General features: G+C 60.2%; 18 protein-coding genes. 8 read left to right on the plus strand and 10 right to left on the minus strand.

Going from position 1 to position 21,055, the window contains the following annotated elements:
- Window positions 1-7: 7 nt before the first annotated feature.
- Window positions 8-1,474 (minus strand): type III secretion system outer membrane ring subunit SctC, encoded by a 1,467-nt coding sequence (gene sctC, locus ACS5Q8_RS21290; protein WP_276197979.1) that lies wholly within the window; start codon window positions 1,472-1,474, stop codon window positions 8-10.
- Window positions 1,475-1,744: 270 nt separating this feature from the next.
- Between sctC and ACS5Q8_RS21295 the strand changes: the two genes are divergently transcribed.
- The 5 genes from ACS5Q8_RS21295 to cobA all read left to right on the plus strand — a co-directional run bounded on the left by ACS5Q8_RS21295 (window position 1,745) and on the right by cobA (window position 7,439).
- Window positions 1,745-2,971 (plus strand): CmpA/NrtA family ABC transporter substrate-binding protein, encoded by a 1,227-nt coding sequence (locus ACS5Q8_RS21295; protein WP_276194328.1) that lies wholly within the window; start codon window positions 1,745-1,747, stop codon window positions 2,969-2,971.
- 13 nt (window positions 2,972-2,984) lie between these two features.
- A complete protein-coding gene (locus ACS5Q8_RS21300) occupies window positions 2,985-3,560 on the plus strand; it encodes an ANTAR domain-containing response regulator (RefSeq protein ID WP_276194329.1) in 576 nt (191 codons plus the stop codon).
- 227 nt (window positions 3,561-3,787) lie between these two features.
- Window positions 3,788-4,999, plus strand: coding sequence for a nitrate/nitrite transporter (locus ACS5Q8_RS21305; protein ID WP_276194330.1), 1,212 nt, complete (start codon window positions 3,788-3,790; stop codon window positions 4,997-4,999).
- Window positions 4,999-6,669 (plus strand): bifunctional protein-serine/threonine kinase/phosphatase, encoded by a 1,671-nt coding sequence (locus tag ACS5Q8_RS21310; RefSeq protein WP_276194331.1) that lies wholly within the window; start codon window positions 4,999-5,001, stop codon window positions 6,667-6,669. The genes ACS5Q8_RS21305 and ACS5Q8_RS21310 overlap by 1 nt, the downstream gene beginning before the upstream one ends.
- A gap of 26 nt (window positions 6,670-6,695) precedes the next feature.
- The gene (gene cobA, locus ACS5Q8_RS21315) at window positions 6,696-7,439 is read left to right on the plus strand and encodes a uroporphyrinogen-III C-methyltransferase (RefSeq protein WP_276194332.1); all 744 of its coding nucleotides are present in this window, start codon (window positions 6,696-6,698) and stop codon (window positions 7,437-7,439) included.
- A gap of 60 nt (window positions 7,440-7,499) precedes the next feature.
- Here the strand turns inward: cobA and ACS5Q8_RS21320 are convergent, their stop codons facing one another.
- The 8 genes from ACS5Q8_RS21320 to ppsA form a co-directional block, all read right to left on the minus strand.
- A complete protein-coding gene (locus ACS5Q8_RS21320) occupies window positions 7,500-8,483 on the minus strand; it encodes an OmpA family protein (protein WP_465159383.1) in 984 nt (327 codons plus the stop codon).
- A 107-nt stretch (window positions 8,484-8,590) separates the two neighbouring features.
- Window positions 8,591-9,181, minus strand: a complete 591-nt coding sequence (sigX, locus tag ACS5Q8_RS21325; RefSeq protein ID WP_276194334.1) for an RNA polymerase sigma factor SigX — start codon at window positions 9,179-9,181, stop codon at window positions 8,591-8,593.
- Window positions 9,182-9,268: 87 nt separating this feature from the next.
- Window positions 9,269-10,093, minus strand: coding sequence for a mechanosensitive ion channel family protein (locus tag ACS5Q8_RS21330; RefSeq protein WP_017845209.1), 825 nt, complete (start codon window positions 10,091-10,093; stop codon window positions 9,269-9,271).
- 2 nt (window positions 10,094-10,095) lie between these two features.
- Window positions 10,096-10,341 (minus strand): hypothetical protein, encoded by a 246-nt coding sequence (locus ACS5Q8_RS21335; RefSeq protein ID WP_005790375.1) that lies wholly within the window; start codon window positions 10,339-10,341, stop codon window positions 10,096-10,098.
- 86 nt (window positions 10,342-10,427) lie between these two features.
- Entirely contained in the window at window positions 10,428-11,423 is a 996-nt protein-coding gene (locus ACS5Q8_RS21340; protein WP_276194335.1) for a zinc transporter ZntB, read from the minus strand.
- 25 nt (window positions 11,424-11,448) lie between these two features.
- Window positions 11,449-11,940, minus strand: coding sequence for a ribonuclease E activity regulator RraA (gene rraA, locus ACS5Q8_RS21345; protein WP_017845207.1), 492 nt, complete (start codon window positions 11,938-11,940; stop codon window positions 11,449-11,451).
- A 189-nt stretch (window positions 11,941-12,129) separates the two neighbouring features.
- Entirely contained in the window at window positions 12,130-13,119 is a 990-nt protein-coding gene (locus ACS5Q8_RS21350) for an alpha/beta fold hydrolase (protein WP_443697462.1), read from the minus strand.
- Window positions 13,120-13,225: 106 nt separating this feature from the next.
- Window positions 13,226-15,601 (minus strand): phosphoenolpyruvate synthase, encoded by a 2,376-nt coding sequence (gene ppsA, locus ACS5Q8_RS21355; protein WP_276194338.1) that lies wholly within the window; start codon window positions 15,599-15,601, stop codon window positions 13,226-13,228.
- A 178-nt stretch (window positions 15,602-15,779) separates the two neighbouring features.
- On the opposite strand from ppsA, the gene ppsR reads away from it, so the two are divergent.
- The gene (gene ppsR / locus ACS5Q8_RS21360) at window positions 15,780-16,598 is read left to right on the plus strand and encodes a posphoenolpyruvate synthetase regulatory kinase/phosphorylase PpsR (RefSeq protein WP_276194339.1); all 819 of its coding nucleotides are present in this window, start codon (window positions 15,780-15,782) and stop codon (window positions 16,596-16,598) included.
- A gap of 63 nt (window positions 16,599-16,661) precedes the next feature.
- On the opposite strand, the gene ACS5Q8_RS21365 is transcribed toward ppsR, so the two are convergent.
- A complete protein-coding gene (locus tag ACS5Q8_RS21365) occupies window positions 16,662-18,086 on the minus strand; it encodes an aminotransferase-like domain-containing protein (RefSeq protein WP_465159384.1) in 1,425 nt (474 codons plus the stop codon).
- Window positions 18,087-18,246: 160 nt separating this feature from the next.
- On the opposite strand from ACS5Q8_RS21365, the gene ACS5Q8_RS21370 reads away from it, so the two are divergent.
- Entirely contained in the window at window positions 18,247-19,140 is an 894-nt protein-coding gene (locus ACS5Q8_RS21370) for a DMT family transporter (protein WP_276197980.1), read from the plus strand.
- Between the two features lie 35 nt (window positions 19,141-19,175).
- Window positions 19,176-21,038, plus strand: a complete 1,863-nt coding sequence (gene moeB, locus ACS5Q8_RS21375; RefSeq protein WP_276194341.1) for a molybdopterin-synthase adenylyltransferase MoeB — start codon at window positions 19,176-19,178, stop codon at window positions 21,036-21,038.
- The last annotated feature ends 17 nt before the right edge of the window (window positions 21,039-21,055 follow it).

The raw sequence follows: 21,055 nt of genomic DNA on the forward strand, positions 1-21,055 counted from the left end.
GCCTACCTCATTGATCGACATCGCGAATCGACCGCACAAACGCACGTTGCACCCGTTCGTATTGCGGCTGAGTCAGCGGCGGAGGCCCGACAGCGCCACCCAAAGTCTTGAGCTCGTTGCCCAAGGCCCGGGCCTGAATCACAAACAGCCGTACCTCGGCACGCTGGCCTGGCGCAGTGGCACGCCCTTCGGCATCAACATCCCGACGAAAACCGCCTAACCACAGACGTTTACCCTGAGGCATCCGAACGACGCTGCTAACGCTCACCCGCCCGACTGCGGTCATTTTCTGACGCTGCCGCGCCTCGCCCATCTGGCGATCATCCTCAAGGCTCAACAGCATCTCGATCTCGTTCGCCTCGGCAAACCGCGGCAACACGCTGACCTGGGTGCCATAGCGCACGGGCTTCCAGGCGGTGCTCCCGCCGGGGGGCCCCGGCAAGTAGAGTGTGTGGTTATCCTGGAAGACCGCAGGAACGTTCTCCTGGGTGAGAATCACGGGCAGTGTCACCACCCGCGCCCGCCGCCGCCGCTCCAGCACGGCGATTTGCGCCATCAAGCGATTGTCCTCCAACGGCTCCAGCACCCGGGTCGCCGAGACTGATGTGTGGGTTTCCTCGGCCCAGGCCTGGTCGATTTTCTTGAGTTCGTCACGGTCCACATCCACCAGCCACAGCGAAACCTCGATCGGGCGCTTGGGCACATCCAGCTCCGCCACCAGTTGCTCGATAAAACTCACCTGGGCAGGCTTGCCCTTGATGAGCAGGCTGTTGGTATCCGGGTAGGGGATCACTGCCAGGCTCTTGTCGGCCAGCAAACCGGGCGGCCGTTGCGCAGGGGCCTGTTGTTCGCGGGAAATCACGGTCTCGATCAGCGACGCCATGCCCGGCACATTGACCTTTTCATCGCCCATGACGTACTCACGGTCCGCCACATGGGTATTGAGCACCTGCACCACGCCAAACCCCTGCTTGCCCACACGGAGCCCGGCCCGCTGGCGGTCCATCAATTGGGCAAGGTGCAGCACCTGGTCGACATAGTTCGCCGGCCCGGACACATAGAACATCCGCCCCCCGCTCTCCCGCAGGGGGTAGCGGGACTCATCGAGCCCCGAGCGACGCATGAGCTCACGCAGCCTTGAGACGCAGATATGCCGCAACGTCACAGCCGAGCTCTTCGCTTCATCTGCGGCGTAGAGGTAAAGCACCTGCCCGTCGCTGTACCAGATCAGGTGATGCAGCTCGGCCACCGCCTCCAGCACCTGCTGTGCCCGGCTGAAATCGTAGGTTCCGGAAACGCGTTGGCGGGCCGCCGCCCGGCTGACAACGACCGGCAGGCCAAGAGGCAGCGACAACGCGCTAAAAAACGTATGCAGGCTTTCGTCCCGCGCCTGGTAGGTCTCGCCCCAGGCAGACGCGCAGCCCAGCATCAACACCGCGCAAAACAGCCAGCGGCGGAGCCGGTGGGCGGCCATCGTTGTGGGAGAGTCGTACACCGTGGGGTTTCCTGGGCAGTCTGGCATAGGGAAGCGGCCATACTGAAAGCCTGCGGCGTTTCAATCTTGATGGAAAGTTGACGGCGTACCCCGCCGTTCTGCCCGTGGCATGTGCCTTGCTACGCACTCTGCATCAGAGCGCGCGCCAACGTCGGAGCGGGCTTACGGACAAAGGCGTCGTTACCCGCAATGGCCCGCACTGCCATCTGAGGGAACGACGCTTTTTTTTGAACGAAAAGGTAGGTGTTGATGAACGATTCGGACGGCAACAGCCCGATAAACGACCCGCTGGCCTGGGTCAACGGCAGTGACGCCCCGGAAAAGAGCAGCCTCGACCTGGGCTTCATGGCCTTGAGCGATTGCGCCTCGCTGGTGGTCGCGGCTACCCAGGGCTTCGCGCAACCCTATGGCTTGACGCTGAACCTCAAGCGCCAGTCGTCGTGGGCCAACCTGCGCGACAAACTGGTCAGCGGTGAACTGGATGCCGCCCACAGCCTGTATGGGCTGATCTACGCCGTACACCTGGGCATCGGCGGCGTGGCCGCCACCGACATGGCAGTGCTGATGGGGCTGAACCAGAACGGGCAGAGCATCAACCTGTCCCACGATCTGCAACAGCAAGGGGTGGTCACTCCTGAGGCGCTGGATCGCCATGTGCACCAAAGCCGAACAAAACTGACCTTCGCTCAGACGTTTCCCACAGGCACCCACGCCATGTGGCTGTATTACTGGCTGGCAAGCCAAGGCATTCATCCATTGCAGGACGTGAACAGTGTGGTGGTCCCTCCGCCACAAATGGTGGCGCATCTATTAGCCGGGCGCATTGACGGTTTTTGTGTCGGCGAACCCTGGAGCGCCAGCGCGGTGAAGCAGAACCAGGGTTTCACCCTCGCGACCACCCAGGCGATCTGGCCGGATCATCCGGAAAAAGTGCTCGGCTGCACCCAGGCGTTCGTCGACCAATACCCCAACACCGCCCGCGTGCTGGTGATGGCGATCCTGGAGGCCAGCCGCTTTATCGAGGCGAGCCACGAAAACCGCCGTTCCACCGCGCAGTTGCTCAGCGCCCGCGAGTACCTCGACGCACCGCTCGACTGCATCGAACCGCGTCTGCTCGGGGCCTACGACGATGGCCTCGGCAACCAGTGGCAAGATCCCCATGCGCTGCGCTTTTTCGCCGATGGCGAGGTGAACCTGCCCTACCTCTCCGACGGCATGTGGTTCATGACCCAGTTTCGCCGCTGGGGCCTGTTGCGCGAAGACCCGGACTACCTGGGCATTGCCCGTAAAGTGCAGCAACTGGATCTGTATCGCCAGGCGGCCGATGCCGTCGGCGTCCCCACAAACGCCCAGGACATGCGCAGCAGCCAGTTGATCGACGGCAAGATCTGGGATGGCTCCGACCCTGCCACCTACGCCCGCAGCTTCCGCCTGCATGCCCTGGCCGACCACGCCAGCCGCCACGCCCTGCGCTGACAGGAGGACCGATATGTTGCGAATCCTGTTGATCAACGACACACCGCGCAAGGTCGGGCGCCTCAAGGCAGCACTGACCGAGGCCGGGTTTGAGGTGATCGATGAGTCGGGCCTGACCATCGATTTGCCTGCGCGCGTCGAAACGGTGCGGCCGGACGTGATCCTGATCGATACCGAGTCACCCGGCCGCGATGTGATGGAGCAAGTGGTGCTGGTCAGCCGCGACCAACCGCATCCAATCGTGATGTTCACCGACGAGCACGACCCGGACGTCATGCGCCAAGCCATCAAATCCGGCGTCAGCGCCTACATTGTCGAAGGCATCCAGGCCCAACGTCTGCAGCCGATCCTCGACGTGGCCATGGCCCGTTTCGAAAGCGACCAGGCCCTGCGCGCCCAGTTGCACGCCCGCGACCAACAACTGGCCGAGCGCAAGCGCATCGAACTGGCCAAAGGCATGCTAATGAAAATGAAGAACTGCAACGAGGAAGAGGCCTACACCTTGATGCGCCGCCAGGCCATGAGCCGCCAGCAGAAACTGATCCAGGTGGCGGAGCAGATCATCGCCATGAGCGAGTTGCTTGGCTAAAAAACCATCGTGGCCGGTTGGCCCAGGACTTGCTAAGTATTCAACACAGGTAACCAACGGCGGTTGCCCCTCCACGACAAAGACGTCGCACACCCGGTTTGCCCTCGCGAACCCGGTGGCGGCGTTTTTTCGTTTTGGCCCCCGTAACACGGGGCCGGTGGGGCGGCCTTAGCGGGCTGTTCCATCACCAGGCCTTCTTACAAGACTCCCAACCGTTGAGGTGCGTGATGAAATCAAGCTTCTGGAAATCCGGGCACACCCCGACCCTGTTTGCCGCGTTCCTGTATTTTGACCTGAGTTTCATGGTCTGGTACCTGCTGGGCCCGCTCGCGGTGCAAATTGCCGCCGACCTGCACCTGACCACGCAACAACGCGGCCTGGTGGTGGCGACACCCATCCTGGCAGGCGCGGTGCTGCGCTTTCTGATGGGCATGCTGGCAGACAAACTCTCACCCAAAACCGCCGGGCTGATTGGCCAGGTGATTGTGATCGCCGCACTCTTCGGCGCCTGGAAACTCGGAATCCACAGCTACGAGCAAGCACTGCTGCTGGGGCTGTTCCTGGGGATGGCCGGTGCCTCCTTCGCAGTCGCCCTGCCATTGGCGTCCCAGTGGTATCCCGCTGAGCACCAGGGCAAAGCCATGGGCATCGCCGGCGCCGGCAACTCCGGCACGGTGTTCGCCGCCCTGCTGGCACCGGTACTCGCGGCGGCGTTCGGCTGGAGCAACGTGTTCGGTTTCGCCCTGATTCCGTTGATCCTGACGCTGATCGTCTTCGCCTGGCTCGCGCGCAATGCCCCCGAGCGCCCGAAGGCCAAATCCATGGCCGACTACTTCAAGGCCCTGGGCGATCGCGACAGCTGGTGGTTCATGTTTTTCTATAGCGTGACCTTTGGTGGTTTTATCGGCCTGGCCAGCGCCCTGCCCGGCTACTTCAACGACCAATACGGCCTGAGCCCCGTGACCGCCGGCTACTACACCGCCGCCTGTGTGTTCGGCGGTAGCCTGATGCGTCCACTCGGCGGCGCCCTGGCTGATCGCTTCGGCGGGATTCGCACGTTGCTGGGCATGTACAGCGTGGCGGCGATTTGCATCGCAGCGGTGGGTTTCAACCTGCCCAGTTCCTACGCGGCCCTGGCCCTGTTCGTCTGCACCATGCTCGGTCTCGGCGCCGGTAATGGCGCAGTGTTCCAGTTAGTGCCCCAGCGCTTCCGCCGTGAGATCGGCGTAATGACCGGGCTGATCGGCATGGCCGGCGGTATCGGTGGCTTCGCCCTGGCGGCGGGCATGGGCGCGATCAAACAAAGCACCGGCAGCTATCAGTTGGCCCTGTGGTTGTTCGCCAGCCTCGGCGTACTGGCCTGGTTCGGCCTGCACGGCGTCAAGCGCCGCTGGAGAACCACCTGGGGTTCGGCCGCCGTGACCGCCGCGCGCGTCTGATGAGCCTGCAACTGAGCGTCGCCCAGGCCAGCGCCATCGGCCCGCGCGCCGAGAACCAGGACGCCCTGCGCGTGGTCACGCCCCTGGCGGAACTGGCCGCGAGCAAGGGTTACCTGTGTGCCATCGCCGATGGTGTCAGCCAATGCGCCGACGGTGGCCTGGCCGCACGCTCGACCTTGCAGGCGCTGGCCCTGGACTATTACGCCACGCCGCAAACCTGGAGCGTGGCCCAAGCGCTCGAACGCCTATTGCTGGCGCAGAATCGCTGGCTGCAGGCCAATGGCGGCGGCCAGCCGTTGCTGACCACCCTCAGTGCACTGGTGTTTCGCGGGCAACGTTTCACCCTGGCCCACGTCGGCGATTGCCGGGCGTATCGCTGGCTGGACGGCGAGTTACAGCGCATCAGCGAAGATCATGTGTGGGAACAGCCGGGCATGCAGCATGTGCTCAAGCGCGCCCTCGGCCTGGATCAACACCTGGTGCTGGATTTTCTCGACGGCCAATTGCGCGAGGGCGAATGCTTCCTGCTGCTCAGCGATGGTGTGTGGGCAACCTTGGGTGATCACAGCATCAGTGCGATCCTGCGCGAGCAGACCGACCTCGATCTGGCGGTACACACGCTGATCACAGCCGCACACCTGGCCGGTAGCCAGGACAACGCCAGTGCCCTGCTTGTACGCATCGATAAACTCGGCGCCGCGACCCTGGGCGACGCACTGGTGCAGTTGCAGCAATGGCCGCTGCCCCCAGCGCTGAAAGCCGGGCAACAGTTCGAAGGCTGGCAGGTGGAAAGCGTACTGGCGCAGAGCCGACAGTCATTGCTGTATCGGGTACGCGATGCCCAACAGCAACCCTGGCTGCTGAAAACCCTGCCCCTCAGCCGTGACGATGACAACGACGCCGGTCAGGCCTTGCTGTCGGAGGAATGGTTTCTGCGGCGGGTGGCCGGGCGCGCGTTTCCTGAAGTCCACGCGGCCAGCGCGCGTCAGCATTTGTACTACGTGATGCGTGAATATCCGGGGCAAACCCTGGCGCAACTGTTCGAGCAACAAGGCCCATTACCCCTGGCGCAATGGCAATCCGTGGCCGAACGCTTGCTGCGGGCGGTGGGCCTGTTGCATCGCCGGCAAATACTGCACCGTGACATCAAACCGGAGAACCTGCTGCTGGGTGAGGATGGTGAATTACGCGTGCTGGATTTCGGCCTGGCCTACTGCACGGGTCTCTCGGAGGACCGGGCTCATGTGCTGCCCGGCACGCCGAGCTTTATCGCGCCCGAGGCGTTCCATGGTGAGCGTCCTACGGCCCAACAAGATTTATACAGCGTAGGCGTCTGCCTGTATTACCTGCTGACCGGGCATTACCCCTACGGTGAAATTGAAGCTTTCCAACGGCCCAGGTTCACCCAGCCGGTCAGCGCCAGCCGCTACCGTCCCGACCTGCCGGACTGGCTACCGCTCAGCCTCGACCGTGCGGTGGCTGCTCAACCGTCACAACGCTATGAAACCGCCGAAGAATGGCTGCTGGTCCTCGAGCAGGCAGACCGACGCGAACTGAGTGTCCGCCCTCGTCCTTTGCTGGAGCGGGAACCCTTGAAGGTCTGGCGCACCTTGGGGTTGCTCTCGATGCTGATCAATCTGGCGCTCCTCTATTTACTCTTTCACCGCTGACGTCATCTCTAGACGAGGGAAACCACATGAACGCAAAAGTCTGGCTGGTAGGCGCGGGCCCCGGCGACCCGGAGCTGCTGACCCTCAAGGCTGTACGGGCAATGAACACCGCCGATGTGGTGCTGATCGATGACCTGGTCAACCCGGCAGTCCTGGAACATTGCGCCGCAGCGCGGGTGATCACAGTCGGTAAACGCGGGGGCTGCCGCTCTACCCCGCAAGACTTTATCCACCGCCTGATGCTGCGTTATGCCCGCCAGGGAAAGTGCGTGGTAAGGCTCAAGGGCGGTGACCCATGCATTTTCGGGCGTGGTGGCGAAGAGGCTGCGTGGCTGCGCGAACGCGGCGTCGAAGTCGAGTTGGTCAACGGGATTACAGCCGGGCTGGCGGGCGCGACGAACTGCGCAATTCCGCTGACCTTGCGCGGTGTCAGTCGCGGCGTGACCCTCGTCACAGCCCACACCCAGGACGACAGCAGCCTCAATTGGCGCGCGCTGGCGGAAGGCGGGACGACGCTGGTGATCTATATGGGCGTAGCGAAGCTCGAAGAACTTCGACAGCAATTACTGGAAGGCGGGATGGCCGCAGATATGCCGGTGGCAATGATCGAAAATGCCTCGTTGCCGCAGCAGCGGGAGTGCCGTAGCAATTTGTCGCGGATGCAGGACGATGCACTGGCGTTCGCCTTGAAGAGCCCGGCGATCCTAGTGATCGGCAGCGTCGCCGCCATCTCGCAGGCCACCCACGTCGCAGTGGCAGCCAGTGCCTGAGGCAAATCCAGGGCGAAAAAAAACCCGGCCGGAGCCGGGTTTTTTTCTACTACTCAGTAATTACTGAGCAGCTTGAGCTTCAACCGCAGCTTCTACGCGACGGTTAACAGCACGACCAGCTTCAGTTGCGTTGTCAGCAACTGGGCGGGATTCGCCGTAACCTACCGAAGTAACGCGGTTGGCTGCTACGCCGTCTTTAACCAGGACTTGCTTAACAGCGTCAGCACGACGCTGGGACAGCTTCTGGTTGTAAGCGTCTGGACCTACGGAGTCAGTGTGACCAGCCACTTCTACGTGGGTAGCTGGGTACTGCTTCATGAAGTCGGCCAGGTTTTTCACGTCGCCGTAGCTGTTAGGCTTAACAACGGCCTTGTCGAAGTCGAACTTAACGTCCAGCTCAACACGAACAACGCTAGCAACTGGAGCTTCTGGCTCTGCTGCAACTGGCTCTGGAGCTGGTGCTGGAGCAGGAGCTGGAGCAGCCTTGCCGCCGCTACCGCCGAAGTTCACACCCAGACCAACCAGGGCCTGGTAGTCCCACTTACCGTTGTCCAGCTTGTAGTCAGCTTCAACGCCGCCACGAGCGTACAGGCTGTCAGTGATGTACCACTTAACGCCTGCACCAGTAGTCAGGAAAGTCGACTGGTCACGACCGGTATGGCCGTCAGCAGCTACGTTGGTCTGGCTGCCGTGAGCAACGCCGCCTTCAACGTATGGACGGATCGCGTCGCCAACGGTACCGAAGTGGTATTGGCTCTTCAGACCGAACTGATCGCCACGGATCTTCTGATTGCCAGTACCGTCGTTCGAGCGGGTGTAATCCAGCTTGCCGTAGGTAAGGTTCACCGAAACGTCGTCGGTCAGGAAGTAACCGATCGAAGCGCCTGGAGTGCGACCGTCTTCGACGTGATCAACACTGTCGTTGAACTTCTTCGCATAGAACAGCTCGCCTTCAACTGCGCCTTGGCCTTGTGCCAGTGCGCCGAAAGAAGTAGCGGCAATAAGAGAACCAATGGCCAAGCCCAAGGTGTTTTTCAGTTTCATCCGTTAAATCCCCATCTGGTGATTGTAAAGCAGTCCCTCAAACCGGGGGACAACTCGGCGACAAGTCTAACAGAACTTGCCTACACGTAAGAGATATTTGCCACGCACTAAGTTTCAGTCTCGCCCGCAAATTTCTCACGTAATTTATCAAGAGCACGTTTGTAACGCATTTTTGTAGCACTCAAACCCATATGCATGATGTCAGCAATTTCCTGAAATTCCAGCTCTGCGACAAAACGTAGCACCAGAATTTCTCGGTCAATCGGATTCACATGCACCAACCAGCGATCAAGCCCGCCCTTATCCTCGGGTGCCGGCGCCTTTTCTTCAGACGCCTCCTCAAGGGGGTCCAGACTCAAAGCATCCATCAAGCGACGCTTTCGCCGTTCCTTCCGATACTGCGTGATGCACTCGTTGTACGTGATGCTGTACAGCCAGGTCTTGAACTTCGATTTGCCCTCGAAGTTCTTCAGGCCATACAACACCTTGAGCATCACTTCCTGACAGACATCATCCGCATCTCTATCGTTCCCTAAATACCTTGAACAAACGTTGAACAGAGTGCGTTGATACCTGCGCATTAACTCTTCATACGCGCGTGTTACGTGAAACAGCTCCGTGTGCGAGCGCGCGACCAACTCCTCATCAGAGAGCTCACGGGGGTCATAGCGCGTGGACAGCGTTTGGGCTTTATTCAAAACAAGTCGTGCCGACAGTCAGGTCAATGTCCGCCACAGCCCGGTCACCCAGGTTCGCGGCGGCGTACATTAGCAGGGTTTACCGGGTTAGCGGCTACTGACCTGCTGCTCCAGGAGAATCCGATTGGACAGCGACACCAGGTCGCCGTCATCGGTCAGCACGGTTGTCTTGACCGTACCGATCTCCTCGATTTGCCCTTCGACCTCGCCCACACGCACGTGCTGCCCTACCTGATACAACTCACGCACATAGATTCCCGCAAGAATCTGACCGGCAATTTCACGACTTCCCAGGCCCATGGCCAGCGCAACTGCCAGACCAACGGTAATCAAAACAATCACAATCACATGGTTGAGCAGGTCAGTCTTGACCTCCAACTGGCTGATCGCGACGGAAATGCTAATGATGATCACCAGCCCCTGGGCAATTCGCCCCAGGCCTGCCGCGTAGTCCAGCCCGACGCCTTCAGCAGCCCCGCGTACCAGCCCGTTGGCCAGTTGTGCGAGTAAAACGCCGACGAGAAGTACCAGCGCGCCGCCGAATACCTTCGGCAAATACAGTGCCAGCATGTCGAGCGTAGCTGAAACTCGCTCAAGGCCAAGGGATTGAGCCGCAGAAACCAGAAAAATCAGCAAAACGAACCAATAAACGATCTTGCCGATCAGGGTCGAGATCGGCACTTGCAGCCCTGCACGGCCCAGCAGCTTGGTCAGGCCGGTGCCTGCCATCAAACGGTCCAGGCCGAGTTTGGCGAGCAGCTTGGACAGCAGGGTGTCGAGCAGCTTGGCCACGACAAAACCCAGCAATACCAGGACCAGCGCCCCAAACAGGTTGGGAATGAAATTCGCCACCTTGGTCCATAATGCGGTCATCGCGGTGACCAGGCTCTGGGTCCAGAGATCAAGTTCCATATTCAATCAGCCTTATCAGCAGTGCGAGCAAGAGGTTTACGACGGGAAACCGGCGAGACGTGGGCCGAACCATTGTTCAGCGCCATCATCAATGCTGGCAACCAACGACCGAGCAGACCGAACAGATCCCCCGCCCCAACCTGACGGTTGGCGGTTTTCAACACGCGGCCCAGGCAGGCATCGTCATCACGGTTGGATGGCGACGCATTGAGCATGTCACGCAAAGACTGTTCGAACGGATCGTGCATAAAGACCTCTCGCAAGTGATTTAAAAGACGAGGGTTAAATTCCCGAGGTCACATCGGACCCTTCCTACGTTCAGGTCATATTCAGCTCAAACCCAGCGCAATCGTCGAAATAGCCACCATTGTCCGAGCGCCACCGAGATCATCAGCAAGCAGGCAATCACAAATCCGTAAGGGTTGCCAGAGAACGGTATGCCCCCCACATTGATGCCCAGCAAGCCGGTCAAAAAACTCATCGGCAGGAAGATCCCGGTGATGATCCCAAAGCGGTACATTGTACGGTTCATGCGCACGCTCAAGCGCCGATCTTCGGCCTCCAGCACAAGCCCCACGCGCTCCCGGGTCAATTCGAGTTCTTCCAGGTAGCGGGTCAGGCTGTTGTTCAATTCGTTCCAATAGTCAGCATCGTCATCACAGAACCACGGCAATTTGATCCGCGTCAGTTGGGCAAAAATATCCCGCTGCGGCGACAGGAATCGCTTGAGTCCGGCTGCTCGCCGACGGATCTGCAAAATGCTGCCATGCTCCGGGGTATACCGTTCGTCGGTATCGAGTTTTTCTTCCTCTACGTCGACGATTTCAGACAGGTCGGACACCAGATCCTGGACTTTGTGAGTCAGGTACTGCGCCATATAAAGGATGAGTTCAGACGCAGTTTTTGGCCCCTTGCCATCCGCCAACTGCACCAGCAGTTCATCGGTGGCGCGCAGCGGGCGCAAGCGCAGGGAAATCACCCGGCTGGCCGCGGCGAAGATACGCACCGAAACCATGTCTTCCGGCTCTGCGCCCGGATTGAGGTTGACCCCGCGCAGGAACAGCAGGAGTTCAGCGTCCGGTAACGGCAACAGGCGCGGGCGGGTGTTCTCCTCCAGCAGCAGGTCACAGGCGAATTCACTCAAGCCGCTGGCCTTGCGCAGCCAGGTCTGGGTTTGCGGGTGGCTGCGATCCCAATGCAGCCACAGGCTTTCCTGGGGCTGCAGTTGCAATTGGTCAAGCTCAGTCCGGGCAATCGAACGCGCACCGCCTTTACCATCCAGCACCAGGGCATGCACCAGGCCCCACTGCGCGTTGTCTTCCTCGAACATCCTCACCCCTGTCGGTTATTGCGGTTTATTCAGGCATTTTCAGCGGGCTGGGCGACACGATCACGCCATTATTGTCGGCGTAGATATATTCGCCCGGGCGGAATGTCACGCCGGCAAAGGTCACTGCCACGTTCAAGTCGCCAATGCCGCGCTTGTCGGTCTTCATCGGGTGGCTGGCCAAGGCCTGCACGCCGAGATCGGTCTGGGCGACGACGTCGACATCCCGGATGCAACCGTAGATCACCAGCCCTTCCCAACCGTTTTTCGCGGCTTTCTCGGCGATCATGTCGCCCAGCAGCGCACGACGCAGGGAGCCACCACCGTCGACCACCAGCACCTTGCCGGCGCCCGGCTGGTCGGCCTGCTCCTTGACCAGGGAGTTATCCTCGAAACATTTGATGGTGACGATCTCGCCACCAAAGGAATCGCGGCCGCCGAAGTTGCTGAACATCGGCTCGGCCACCTGAACCAGTTCCGGGTAGGCGTCGCAAAGATCGGGAGTGACGTAGTGGTTCATTGAAAAATTTCCTTTCTGTCAAAGACGTGTCTTTCGAAAGAGGCGCCAGCCGAGGCAGCGGCAAAACATCCCATCCGTTTCGCCGCTACGCAATAGCCACTGCGCGACTGAATATGACCAGAAGCGTTTAACGCGTCATATCTTAGCCGCAACCACAGACGAGCGAAACGCCCTTGGCAGAGCGCTGCGTCAAACTACGACCAATGCCTCAGCCGGAGCACCAAACAACGGTGTGAGCGGATCATTCAGCCATTGCTCCACCAGCGGCCAGACTTCGGCCTGGGCCGCTTTGCTGACCAACATCTCCACGTGCCCAAAATCCCCAGTAAAACCTTGTTGGCGTCCCAGGCACAGGTATTGGCGATGCTCTGAGCCGACTTGTTCGAACAGCTTGCGGCAAGCCCAGTCCGGGTCCTGCTGGTCGCCGGCGGCACTGACGGCCAGCAGCGGCACGTTGACTTCCGCGAGGCCTTTCCACCAATCACGGCCAGCCTCGCCAAACCGTCCGAACAGGCCGTGCCAGCGCATGGTCTCGATCATCACGCCCACCGGCTCGTCCTCGGGGCCCCGCTTGAGCCGCGGGCCGGACAACTGGCCAAACCGCTTCAGGAGCAAGCGAGCGCCCCACTCCACCGGTGGAATTTTCAACGGCCAGAAGGAGCGACTGACCTGGCTGCCGAACAGCGCCACTGAAGCCACTGCCGGCGCACCAAGGTACTGGCCACCCAAGGCAGCAGCCAGGGTGGTGCCGCCCAGGGAGTGCCCGATCCAGTGGGGAATCTGCGCGCTTTGCTCGCGCACAAACGCGCCGATAGCCGGCAAATCGTAGCGCGCGTAGTCGGCGACCCGATTCCGGGCGTAGTCCTGGTTGCGCTTGGACAGGCCATGGCCGCGCATTTCCGGTACCCACACATCAAACCCCTGGCGTGCCAGGTAGGCGCCCAGGCCGATACCCTTGGGTGAGTACCAGAAGCGCCGATTGGAAAAGCTGCCATGTAATAAAATCACGGGGATGCCCCGGCTTTCCGGGGCATCGGCCAGGCCCAAACGCGTCACGGCCAGCTCGACGGTGCCGTCGGGACTGTTGCCGGGTTTGAGCCGGTATACATCTTCACTCAGGTCGCCACGACGTTCAGCGCTGATCAGGGCGACGGGAAACAGGTTGCTGCTGCTTTGCATAATGCTCTTGCACAAAAAAGGGCGGCGTCCGGAAGGAGTTCCGCCCTGTACAGATAAGAAATGCCGGCCAACCTGACGATTGACCGGCACTTTTGACGCGTCGACCTTAGGCGGACGCTTGGCCTTCCGCCAGGAAGAACCAGGTTTCCAGCACCGAATCGGGGTTCAGCGAGACGCTTTCGATGCCCTGCTCCATCAGCCATTTGGCTAGGTCAGGGTGATCGGAAGGGCCTTGGCCGCAAATGCCGATGTACTTCCCAGCCTTGTTACAGGCCTGGATGGCGTTGGCCAGCAGCTTCTTAACCGCCGGGTTACGCTCGTCGAACAAGTGCGCGATGATCCCCGAGTCGCGGTCCAGGCCCAGGGTCAGCTGGGTCAGGTCGTTGGAGCCGATGGAGAAACCGTCGAAGAACTCCAGGAACTCTTCGGCCAGAATGGCGTTGGATGGCAGCTCGCACATCATGATCACGCGCAGGCCGTTTTCACCACGGGACAAGCCGTTTTCGGCCAGCAGGTCCACCACTTGGCTCGCTTCGCCCAGGGTACGCACGAACGGCACCATGATCTCGACGTTGGTCAGGCCCATCTCGTTGCGCACGCGCTTGAGGGCGCGGCACTCGAGTTCGAAGCAGTCACGGAACGCTTCGCTGATGTAACGCGAGGCGCCACGGAAGCCCAGCATCGGGTTTTCTTCTTCCGGCTCGTAGAGCTTGCCGCCGATCAGGTTGGCGTATTCGTTGGACTTGAAGTCCGACAGCCGCACGATGACCTTTTTCGGGTAGAACGCTGCAGCCAGGGTGCTGATGCCTTCCACCAGCTTCTCGACATAGAAGCCCACCGGGTCGTTGTAGCCGGCGATGCGCTTGTCGACGCTGTCCTTGATTTCCGGCGGCAGGCCGTCGTAGTTCAACAGGGCCTTGGGGTGGACGCCGATCATGCGGTTGATGATGAATTCCAGGCGAGCCAGACCCACACCGGCATTCGGCAATTGCGCGAAGTCGAAGGCACGGTCCGGGTTGCCGACGTTCATCATGATCTTGAACGGCAGGTCAGGCATCGCATCGATGGAGTTTTGCTTGATGTCGAAGCCCAGCTCGCCTTCGAAGATGAAGCCGGTGTCGCCTTCGGCGCAGGATACGGTCACGCCCTGGCCATCCTTGAGCAGTTGGGTGGCATTGCCACAACCGACTACCGCAGGAATCCCCAGTTCACGGGCAATGATCGCCGCGTGGCAGGTACGCCCGCCACGGTTGGTGACGATGGCGCTGGCGCGCTTCATCACGGGTTCCCAGTCCGGGTCGGTCATGTCGGAGACCAGTACGTCCCCTGGCTGCACCTTATCCATCTCGGACACGTCCTTGATGATCCGCACCTTGCCGGCGCCGATGCGCTGACCGATGGCGCGGCCTTCCACCAGCACAGTGCCGGTTTCCTTGAGCAGGTAGCGTTCCATGACGTTGGCCGAAGTGCGGCTCTTCACGGTTTCCGGGCGGGCCTGCACGATGTACAGCTTGCCGTCGTCACCGTCCTTGGCCCACTCGATGTCCATCGGGCACTTGTAGTGCTTCTCGATGATCATCGCTTGCTTGGCCAACTCGCTGACTTCGGCGTCGCTCAGGCAGAAACGCGCGCGTTCGGCCTTGTCCACATCAACGGTTTTCACCGAGCGACCGGCCTTGGCCTCGTCGCCGTAGATCATCTTGATGGCCTTGCTACCCAGGTTACGGCGCAGGATGGCCGGACGGCCAGCCTCAAGGGTGTGCTTATGCACGTAGAATTCGTCCGGGTTCACCGCACCTTGTACGACGGTTTCACCCAGGCCGTAGGCGCCAGTGATGAACACGACGTCACGAAAGCCCGATTCGGTATCCAGGGTGAACATCACACCGGCGGTGCCGGTTTCCGAACGCACCATGCGCTGCACGCCAGCAGACAGGGCCACCAGCTTGTGGTCGAACCCTTGGTGTACGCGGTAGGAAATCGCGCGGTCGTTGAACAGAGAAGCGAACACTTCCTTGGCTGCGCGGATCACGTTTTCCACGCCGCGGATGTTGAGGAAGGTCTCCTGCTGGCCTGCAAAGGAGGCGTCGGGCAAGTCTTCGGCGGTAGCCGAGGAGCGCACAGCGACTGCCATGTCCGGATTGCCGGCCGACAGCGTGGCAAATGCGGTACGGATTTCTTCGTTGAGTTTCTCGGGAAACTCGGCGTCCATGATCCACTCACGGATCTGGGCGCCGGTCTTGGCCAGGGCGTTGACGTCATCGACGTCCAGAGCGTCCAGCGCGGCGTGGATCTGAGCGTTGAGGCCGCTCTGTTCGAGAAAATCACGGTAAGCCTGGGCAGTGGTGGCAAAACCACCTGGCACCGAGACACCAGCGCCTGCAAGATTACTGATCATCTCGCCGAGGGATGCGTTCTTGCCCCCTACGTGCTCCACATCATGGACGCCGAGCTTATCGAGGGAAACTACGTACTCTACCAAGGTGATCTCTCCACTTTCTGTATTGGAAAAGCTCAGGACGCCGGCGGCTCAGTAGGAGCATTCGCCAGCGCTTGTGGCCTGGACCTGGAAAATAAGTGAGAATGCGGCCCAATGTGGGACGGCAAAGTCGCGCCTATCATATCCAAGATTCGCCATCAGCTTAAGGCCCAGGGCTCAAATGAAACGATCTGCTTTCTTTATTTCCGACGGCACCGGCATCACAGCCGAAACTCTGGGTCAAAGCCTGCTCGCGCAGTTTGAAAACGTTACCTTCGCCAAATTCACGCGGCCTTATATCGACAACGCGGATAAAGCGCGGGCTATGGTACAACAAATCAATCTGGCAGCAGAAAAAGACGGCTTTCGTCCGATCATTTTCGACACCATCGTCAATCAAGACATTCGTGAGATCCTCGCAACCTCCAATGGTTTCATGATCGACATTTTCTCGAGCTTCCTGGCGCCGCTGGAACAAGAGTTGAGTGAGCACTCCTCCTATTCCGTCGGAAAGTCCCATTCCATTGGGCATAACTCCAACTATATGGAACGTATCGAGGCGGTGAACTTCGCCCTCGACAACGATGATGGGGCCCGCACCCACTACTACGACAAAGCCGATATAATCCTGGTCGGCGTGTCGCGCTGCGGCAAGACCCCTACCTGTCTATACATGGCTATGCAATTCGGCATCCGCGCGGCCAACTATCCGCTGACCGAAGACGACATGGAGCACCTGACACTGCCGACGGCCCTGCGCGCGCATGCACATAAGCTGTTCGGCCTGACCATCGACCCGGATCGCCTGACAGCCATCCGCAACGAGCGCAAGCCCAATAGCCGCTACTCCAGCTATGCCCAGTGCGAATTCGAAGTGCGCGAAGTGGAAAATCTGTTCCGTCGCGAGAACATTGCGCACATCAATTCCACGCATTTCTCAGTGGAAGAGATCTCGGCGAAAATTCTGGTGGAAAAGGGCGTAGAACGCAGATTCAAGTAAAAACAGCCACAAGCTGCAAGTAAAAGCCCGTCAGCTCTTTGCTTGTGGCTTGTGACATGTGGCTCAAAGCTGAAACCGCCCGCCACCCTGCCCCAGTGCAGTGGCCAGCGCATCAAAGCCCGCCCGCAACAACTGATCATCGCCCGACGTATTGCAAATACTCGCCCGAATAAACTGCGGCACCGCTGTCTGCCCCACGGCAAAGGCCTCGGCGGTGGCGATCAGGTAATTATTCTGCTTGAGTTCCGCCTCGATTTCCGACGCACGCCAAGGCTCCGGGACTTCAATCCAGAAGTGCGGGCTATTGAGGTGCGTGCGGTATTCCAGGCCGACCAACAGGCCCTGCACCAAGGCTTTGCGCCGACTGATCTCGTTGATTTGCTGGCGCAGCAGGTATTCCGCCGTGCCGTTCTCGATCCACTGGGTGGCGAGTTCCAGAGTCACCGGCGTGGCCATCCAACAGGTCGAACGTAGCGCCGCCGAAATACGACTGACCAATGCCGGCGGCGCATGCACATAGCCAACACGCAGCCCCGCCGACACGGCTTTGCTCAAGCTGCTGATCAAAATCGTACGCTCGGGCGCGAAATAGCTGAGGGGCGGCGGTCGGTCTTCCACCAGCACACCGTGGGCTTCATCTTCAAGAATCAGCAGGTTGTGTTCGCGACACACTTTGACCAGCGCCTCGCGGCGTGCGACCGATAACACCGCTGTGGTCGGGTTCTGGATAGTGGGCGTGCAGTACAAGGCCGAAACCCGGTGATTGCGACAGACTTCATCCAGAGCCCCGGGCAACACACCCTCTTCATCCATTTCCAGGCCGATCAGCCGCACACCGAGCATGCGCGCGGCAGTGATCAGCCCGGGATAAGTCAGTGGCTCGGTGACCACCGTATCGCCTGCGCGCAGCAGCGCCATCATCGCGCAGAGCAACCCATGCTGGCCGCCGTTGACGCAAATGACCTGCTCTGGGATGGGATGAAAATCGCGCTGCACCAGCCACTGCGCGCCCGCTTCGCGGTAACGCGGCAGGCCAGCGTCCGGCGTATAGGCACTGATGTCCTGGAGAAACTTGGCGTTGGTCGACAGGGTTTGGAAGCTCTGCGCCAGGAACACCGTCTCCTGCCCCGGAATATGCATGTTGCGGCTCATGTCGAAGTACTGGCGCGGCTCCTCGCTGAAGTTGCGAAAACCTTCATCCCGTTGACGCTCCATCCCACGCTTGCGCACGAACGTGCCGTCACCGACCCGCGCCACCACCAACCCCAGACGTTCCAGCTCGCCGTAGGCCCGGCTGATGGTGCCGATGGTCACCCCCAAATTGTCGGAAAGCACCCTATGGGGCGGTAGTTTTCGTCCCGGTTCAATCAAGCCTTCGAGGATGCCCCGTTCCATAACATCGGATAGGCGCTTGTACTTAACGCCCTGCCCGTTGGACAACCCCTCACGCATAATTGACACCATGTCAATATTTGTTTTGACAGCCATCTTTCGCCCTAATAGTGTGCTTTTACGGGTTCAATCGCCGAAAAAAATAACTTATTACAAGTTCAATATAGAGTTCAATTCCGGCTCAGGGAAGTAATAAACGATGCCAATGTCCGCCGTTCTCGAAAACGCCGCAAAAACAAAAACTCAAAAACAGTGGTTGGCCGGCCTGGTGACCAGCGTGATGTTTCTCATCGTGTGCCTGAGTTGGGGCACCACCTGGCTGGGTATCAAAATTGCCGTGGAGAGCGTGCCACCTCTGACCTCCGCCGGCCTGCGCTTTCTGATCGCGTTCCCGCTGTTCCTGTGTTTCGCCATGGTGCGCCGCGAGCCGATCCTGTTCCCCCGGGAAAGCCGTTGGTTCTTCGTGTTCGTAACCCTGTCCTACTTCAGCGTGCCCTATTACCTGCTCAACTACGGCGAGATGCATGTCTCGTCCGGCCTCACTGCCCTGCTGTTCAGTTGCATGCCGGTGTTCATCCTGATTTTCTCAGCGCTGTTCCTGCGCGAGCGCATCTACTTTTCCCAGGTGGTCGGCATCGGTATCGGCTTCGGCAGCCTTTACATGATCATCAAGAGCCAGGGCCTGCACCTGGACCACGCCGAGTTCTTCGGGGTACTGGCGATTCTGAGCGCTGCAATCATGCATGCCTTGTGCTACGTCATTACCAAGCAAAAAGGCAGCGCCATCAGCGTGATCACTTACAACACACTGCCCATCGGAATCGCCGGGCTGATGCTGTTCGTCGCCGGCCTGTGGTTTGAAACGCCGACCTTCGAAGCCATCACCCTGCGCTCGTGGGGCGCCTTGTTCTACCTGGGCCTGGTGGCGTCGGTGGGTGGTTTCATCGTGTATTTCATGCTGCTTAAGCGCCTCAGCCCGATCATCCTCTCGTTCGTGTTCATCATCTTTCCGGTGTTCGCCGTGATCATCGGCGCCTGGTATGAAGGCGTGGCGATTTCCCGCGACCTCATGCTGTACTCGGCCATCCTGCTGGCCGGTTTTGCGATCACCAAGTTGCCCATCGAAAAACTCATGGCCAAGAAAAATTGACCCTCCCGGCCCTCACACAGCAACGCGAGAGAAACATGGACGTCCTCCGCCCAGAAGCCCTGGAACAGATCTACGCCCACGCCAGCCGCAGCTACCCCGAAGAATGCTGTGGCTTCGTCTTCGCCGACGGCAGCGTGTACCTGGGCAGCAATATCCAGAACGAGCTGCACCGCAAGAACCCCGAGATGTACCCGCGCAGCGCGGCCAACGGCTACACCTTTTCAGTGGCCGACACGCTGCTGCTGAACAAAGCATTTCGCAGCGACAACCCGGTGGTGGTGATCTACCACTCCCACCCCGACGTCGGCGCCTATTTCAGCGACGAAGACCAGGACAAGGCGCTGTTCATGGGCGAGCCGATCTACCCCGTCAGCTACCTGGTGGTGGACGTTCGCCAGGGCCGGGCCCTGGGCTCAAAGCTGTTTGCCTGGGATAGCAAGCATTTCGCCCTTCAACCGCTCAACGACCTGCACACGGAGTTGTCCATGAACGCTGTCTCTTTCCCCGACATTCTGGTTCGCGTGGCCAAGCTGCCGGAATCGACCCTTGAGGGCACCGGATCGACATTGCGCGAAGTCATTGAAAACCTGTGCAGTAGCCACCCGCAATTGCGTGCGCACCTGTTTCACGAAAAGAACAACCAGCTCAAGGAACACTTCCTGTTTACCGCCGAAGAAGCGTTGATCAACGCAGACGACCAGCTACCGGAAAAGGCCAGGATCGAAGTGCTGCTCGCCACCTCCGGCGGCATCGACGTCGACAGCCTGAGCAATGAAGAAGTCCAGCGTTACGTGCGCCATATCACCCTGCCCGGCGTCGGTCGCGAAGGTCAGTTGAAGCTGAAAAAAGCCAAGGTGCTGATCATCGGCACCGGTGGCCTGGGCTCGCCCATCAGCCTGTACCTGGCGGCGGCCGGCATCGGCACCCTGGGGCTGGTGGATTTCGATGTAGTCGAGAGCAGCAACCTGCAACGCCAGATCGTCCACGGCAACAGCACCTTGGGCATGTCCAAGGTCGCGTCCGCCAAGCAACGCTTGGAAGACCTCAACAGCCACATCCAGATCAACGCCCACGACACCGCGCTGACCGCCGACAACGCTCTGGAACTGGTCGGCGCCTACGACCTGATAATCGACGGCACCGATAATTTCGATACGCGCTACTTGGTCAACGACGCCTGCGTGCAGTTGGGTAAACCCCTGGTGTATGGCGCCATCTACCGTTTCGACGGACAGATCAGCGTGCTCAACTACAAGGGCGGGCCTTGCTACCGCTGCCTGTTTCCCCAGGCGCCCCCAGCGGAGCTGGCGCCTAATTGCAGCGCGGGCGGGGTGATCGGCGTGCTGCCGGGGGTGGTCGGGATGATCCAGGCCACCGAGGCGATCAAATTGCTGATCGGCATCGGCGAACCCTTGTCCGGTCGCCTGATGCGCTTCGATGCGCTGGCGATGAAATTCAGCGAGATCCGTTTCAAGCGACGCGCCGACTGCCCTTGCTGCTCGGAACTGCGCCATAGCGAAACCCTGGCGCCCGCAGTCTGCGCCGACGCCATACCGAGCAAACCCAGCCTGGCCGAAGAGCGCTACATCAAGCCTCAGGTACTCAAGCAACTGCTCGAACGCCACAGCAGCGCCGACGTGCTGCTGGATGTGCGCGACGCGAGCGAGCTGGAGGTCTGCAAATTGCCGGGCGTGGTGCATATCCCCCTCGCCGAACTGGACGGCCAGCTCGACAACCTCAGTCGAGACAACACCCACTACCTGATCTGTTACGCCGGAACCCGCGCCGAGCAAGCGGCCAGCACCCTGCTGGCAGCCGGCTTCGCCAACACCAAAGTTCTGCAAGGCGGCATGAAACACTGGGTTCGCGACGTCGAACCCGACATGCCTTTGTACTGATCACGGCCCTGGGTAAC

It is taken from the genome of Pseudomonas sp. PAMC25584, assembly GCF_058135675.1.

Excerpts from the sequence above, each read along its gene's own strand:
- sctC (WP_276197979.1), bottom strand. The coding sequence starts at position 1,474 with ATGGCCGCCCACCGGCTCCGCCGCTGGCTGTTTTGCGCGGTGTTGATG.
- ACS5Q8_RS21295 (WP_276194328.1), top strand. The coding sequence starts at position 1,745 with ATGAACGATTCGGACGGCAACAGCCCGATAAACGACCCGCTGGCCTGG.
- ACS5Q8_RS21300 (WP_276194329.1), top strand. The coding sequence starts at position 2,985 with ATGTTGCGAATCCTGTTGATCAACGACACACCGCGCAAGGTCGGGCGC.
- ACS5Q8_RS21305 (WP_276194330.1), top strand. The coding sequence starts at position 3,788 with ATGAAATCAAGCTTCTGGAAATCCGGGCACACCCCGACCCTGTTTGCC.
- ACS5Q8_RS21310 (WP_276194331.1), top strand. The coding sequence starts at position 4,999 with ATGAGCCTGCAACTGAGCGTCGCCCAGGCCAGCGCCATCGGCCCGCGC.
- cobA (WP_276194332.1), top strand. The coding sequence starts at position 6,696 with ATGAACGCAAAAGTCTGGCTGGTAGGCGCGGGCCCCGGCGACCCGGAG.
- ACS5Q8_RS21320 (WP_465159383.1), bottom strand. The coding sequence starts at position 8,483 with ATGAAACTGAAAAACACCTTGGGCTTGGCCATTGGTTCTCTTATTGCC.
- ACS5Q8_RS21330 (WP_017845209.1), bottom strand. The coding sequence starts at position 10,093 with ATGGAACTTGATCTCTGGACCCAGAGCCTGGTCACCGCGATGACCGCA.
- ACS5Q8_RS21335 (WP_005790375.1), bottom strand. The coding sequence starts at position 10,341 with ATGCACGATCCGTTCGAACAGTCTTTGCGTGACATGCTCAATGCGTCG.
- ACS5Q8_RS21340 (WP_276194335.1), bottom strand. The coding sequence starts at position 11,423 with ATGTTCGAGGAAGACAACGCGCAGTGGGGCCTGGTGCATGCCCTGGTG.
- rraA (WP_017845207.1), bottom strand. The coding sequence starts at position 11,940 with ATGAACCACTACGTCACTCCCGATCTTTGCGACGCCTACCCGGAACTG.
- ACS5Q8_RS21350 (WP_443697462.1), bottom strand. The coding sequence starts at position 13,119 with ATGCAAAGCAGCAGCAACCTGTTTCCCGTCGCCCTGATCAGCGCTGAA.
- ppsR (WP_276194339.1), top strand. The coding sequence starts at position 15,780 with ATGAAACGATCTGCTTTCTTTATTTCCGACGGCACCGGCATCACAGCC.
- ACS5Q8_RS21365 (WP_465159384.1), bottom strand. The coding sequence starts at position 18,086 with ATGGCTGTCAAAACAAATATTGACATGGTGTCAATTATGCGTGAGGGG.
- moeB (WP_276194341.1), top strand. The coding sequence starts at position 19,176 with ATGGACGTCCTCCGCCCAGAAGCCCTGGAACAGATCTACGCCCACGCC.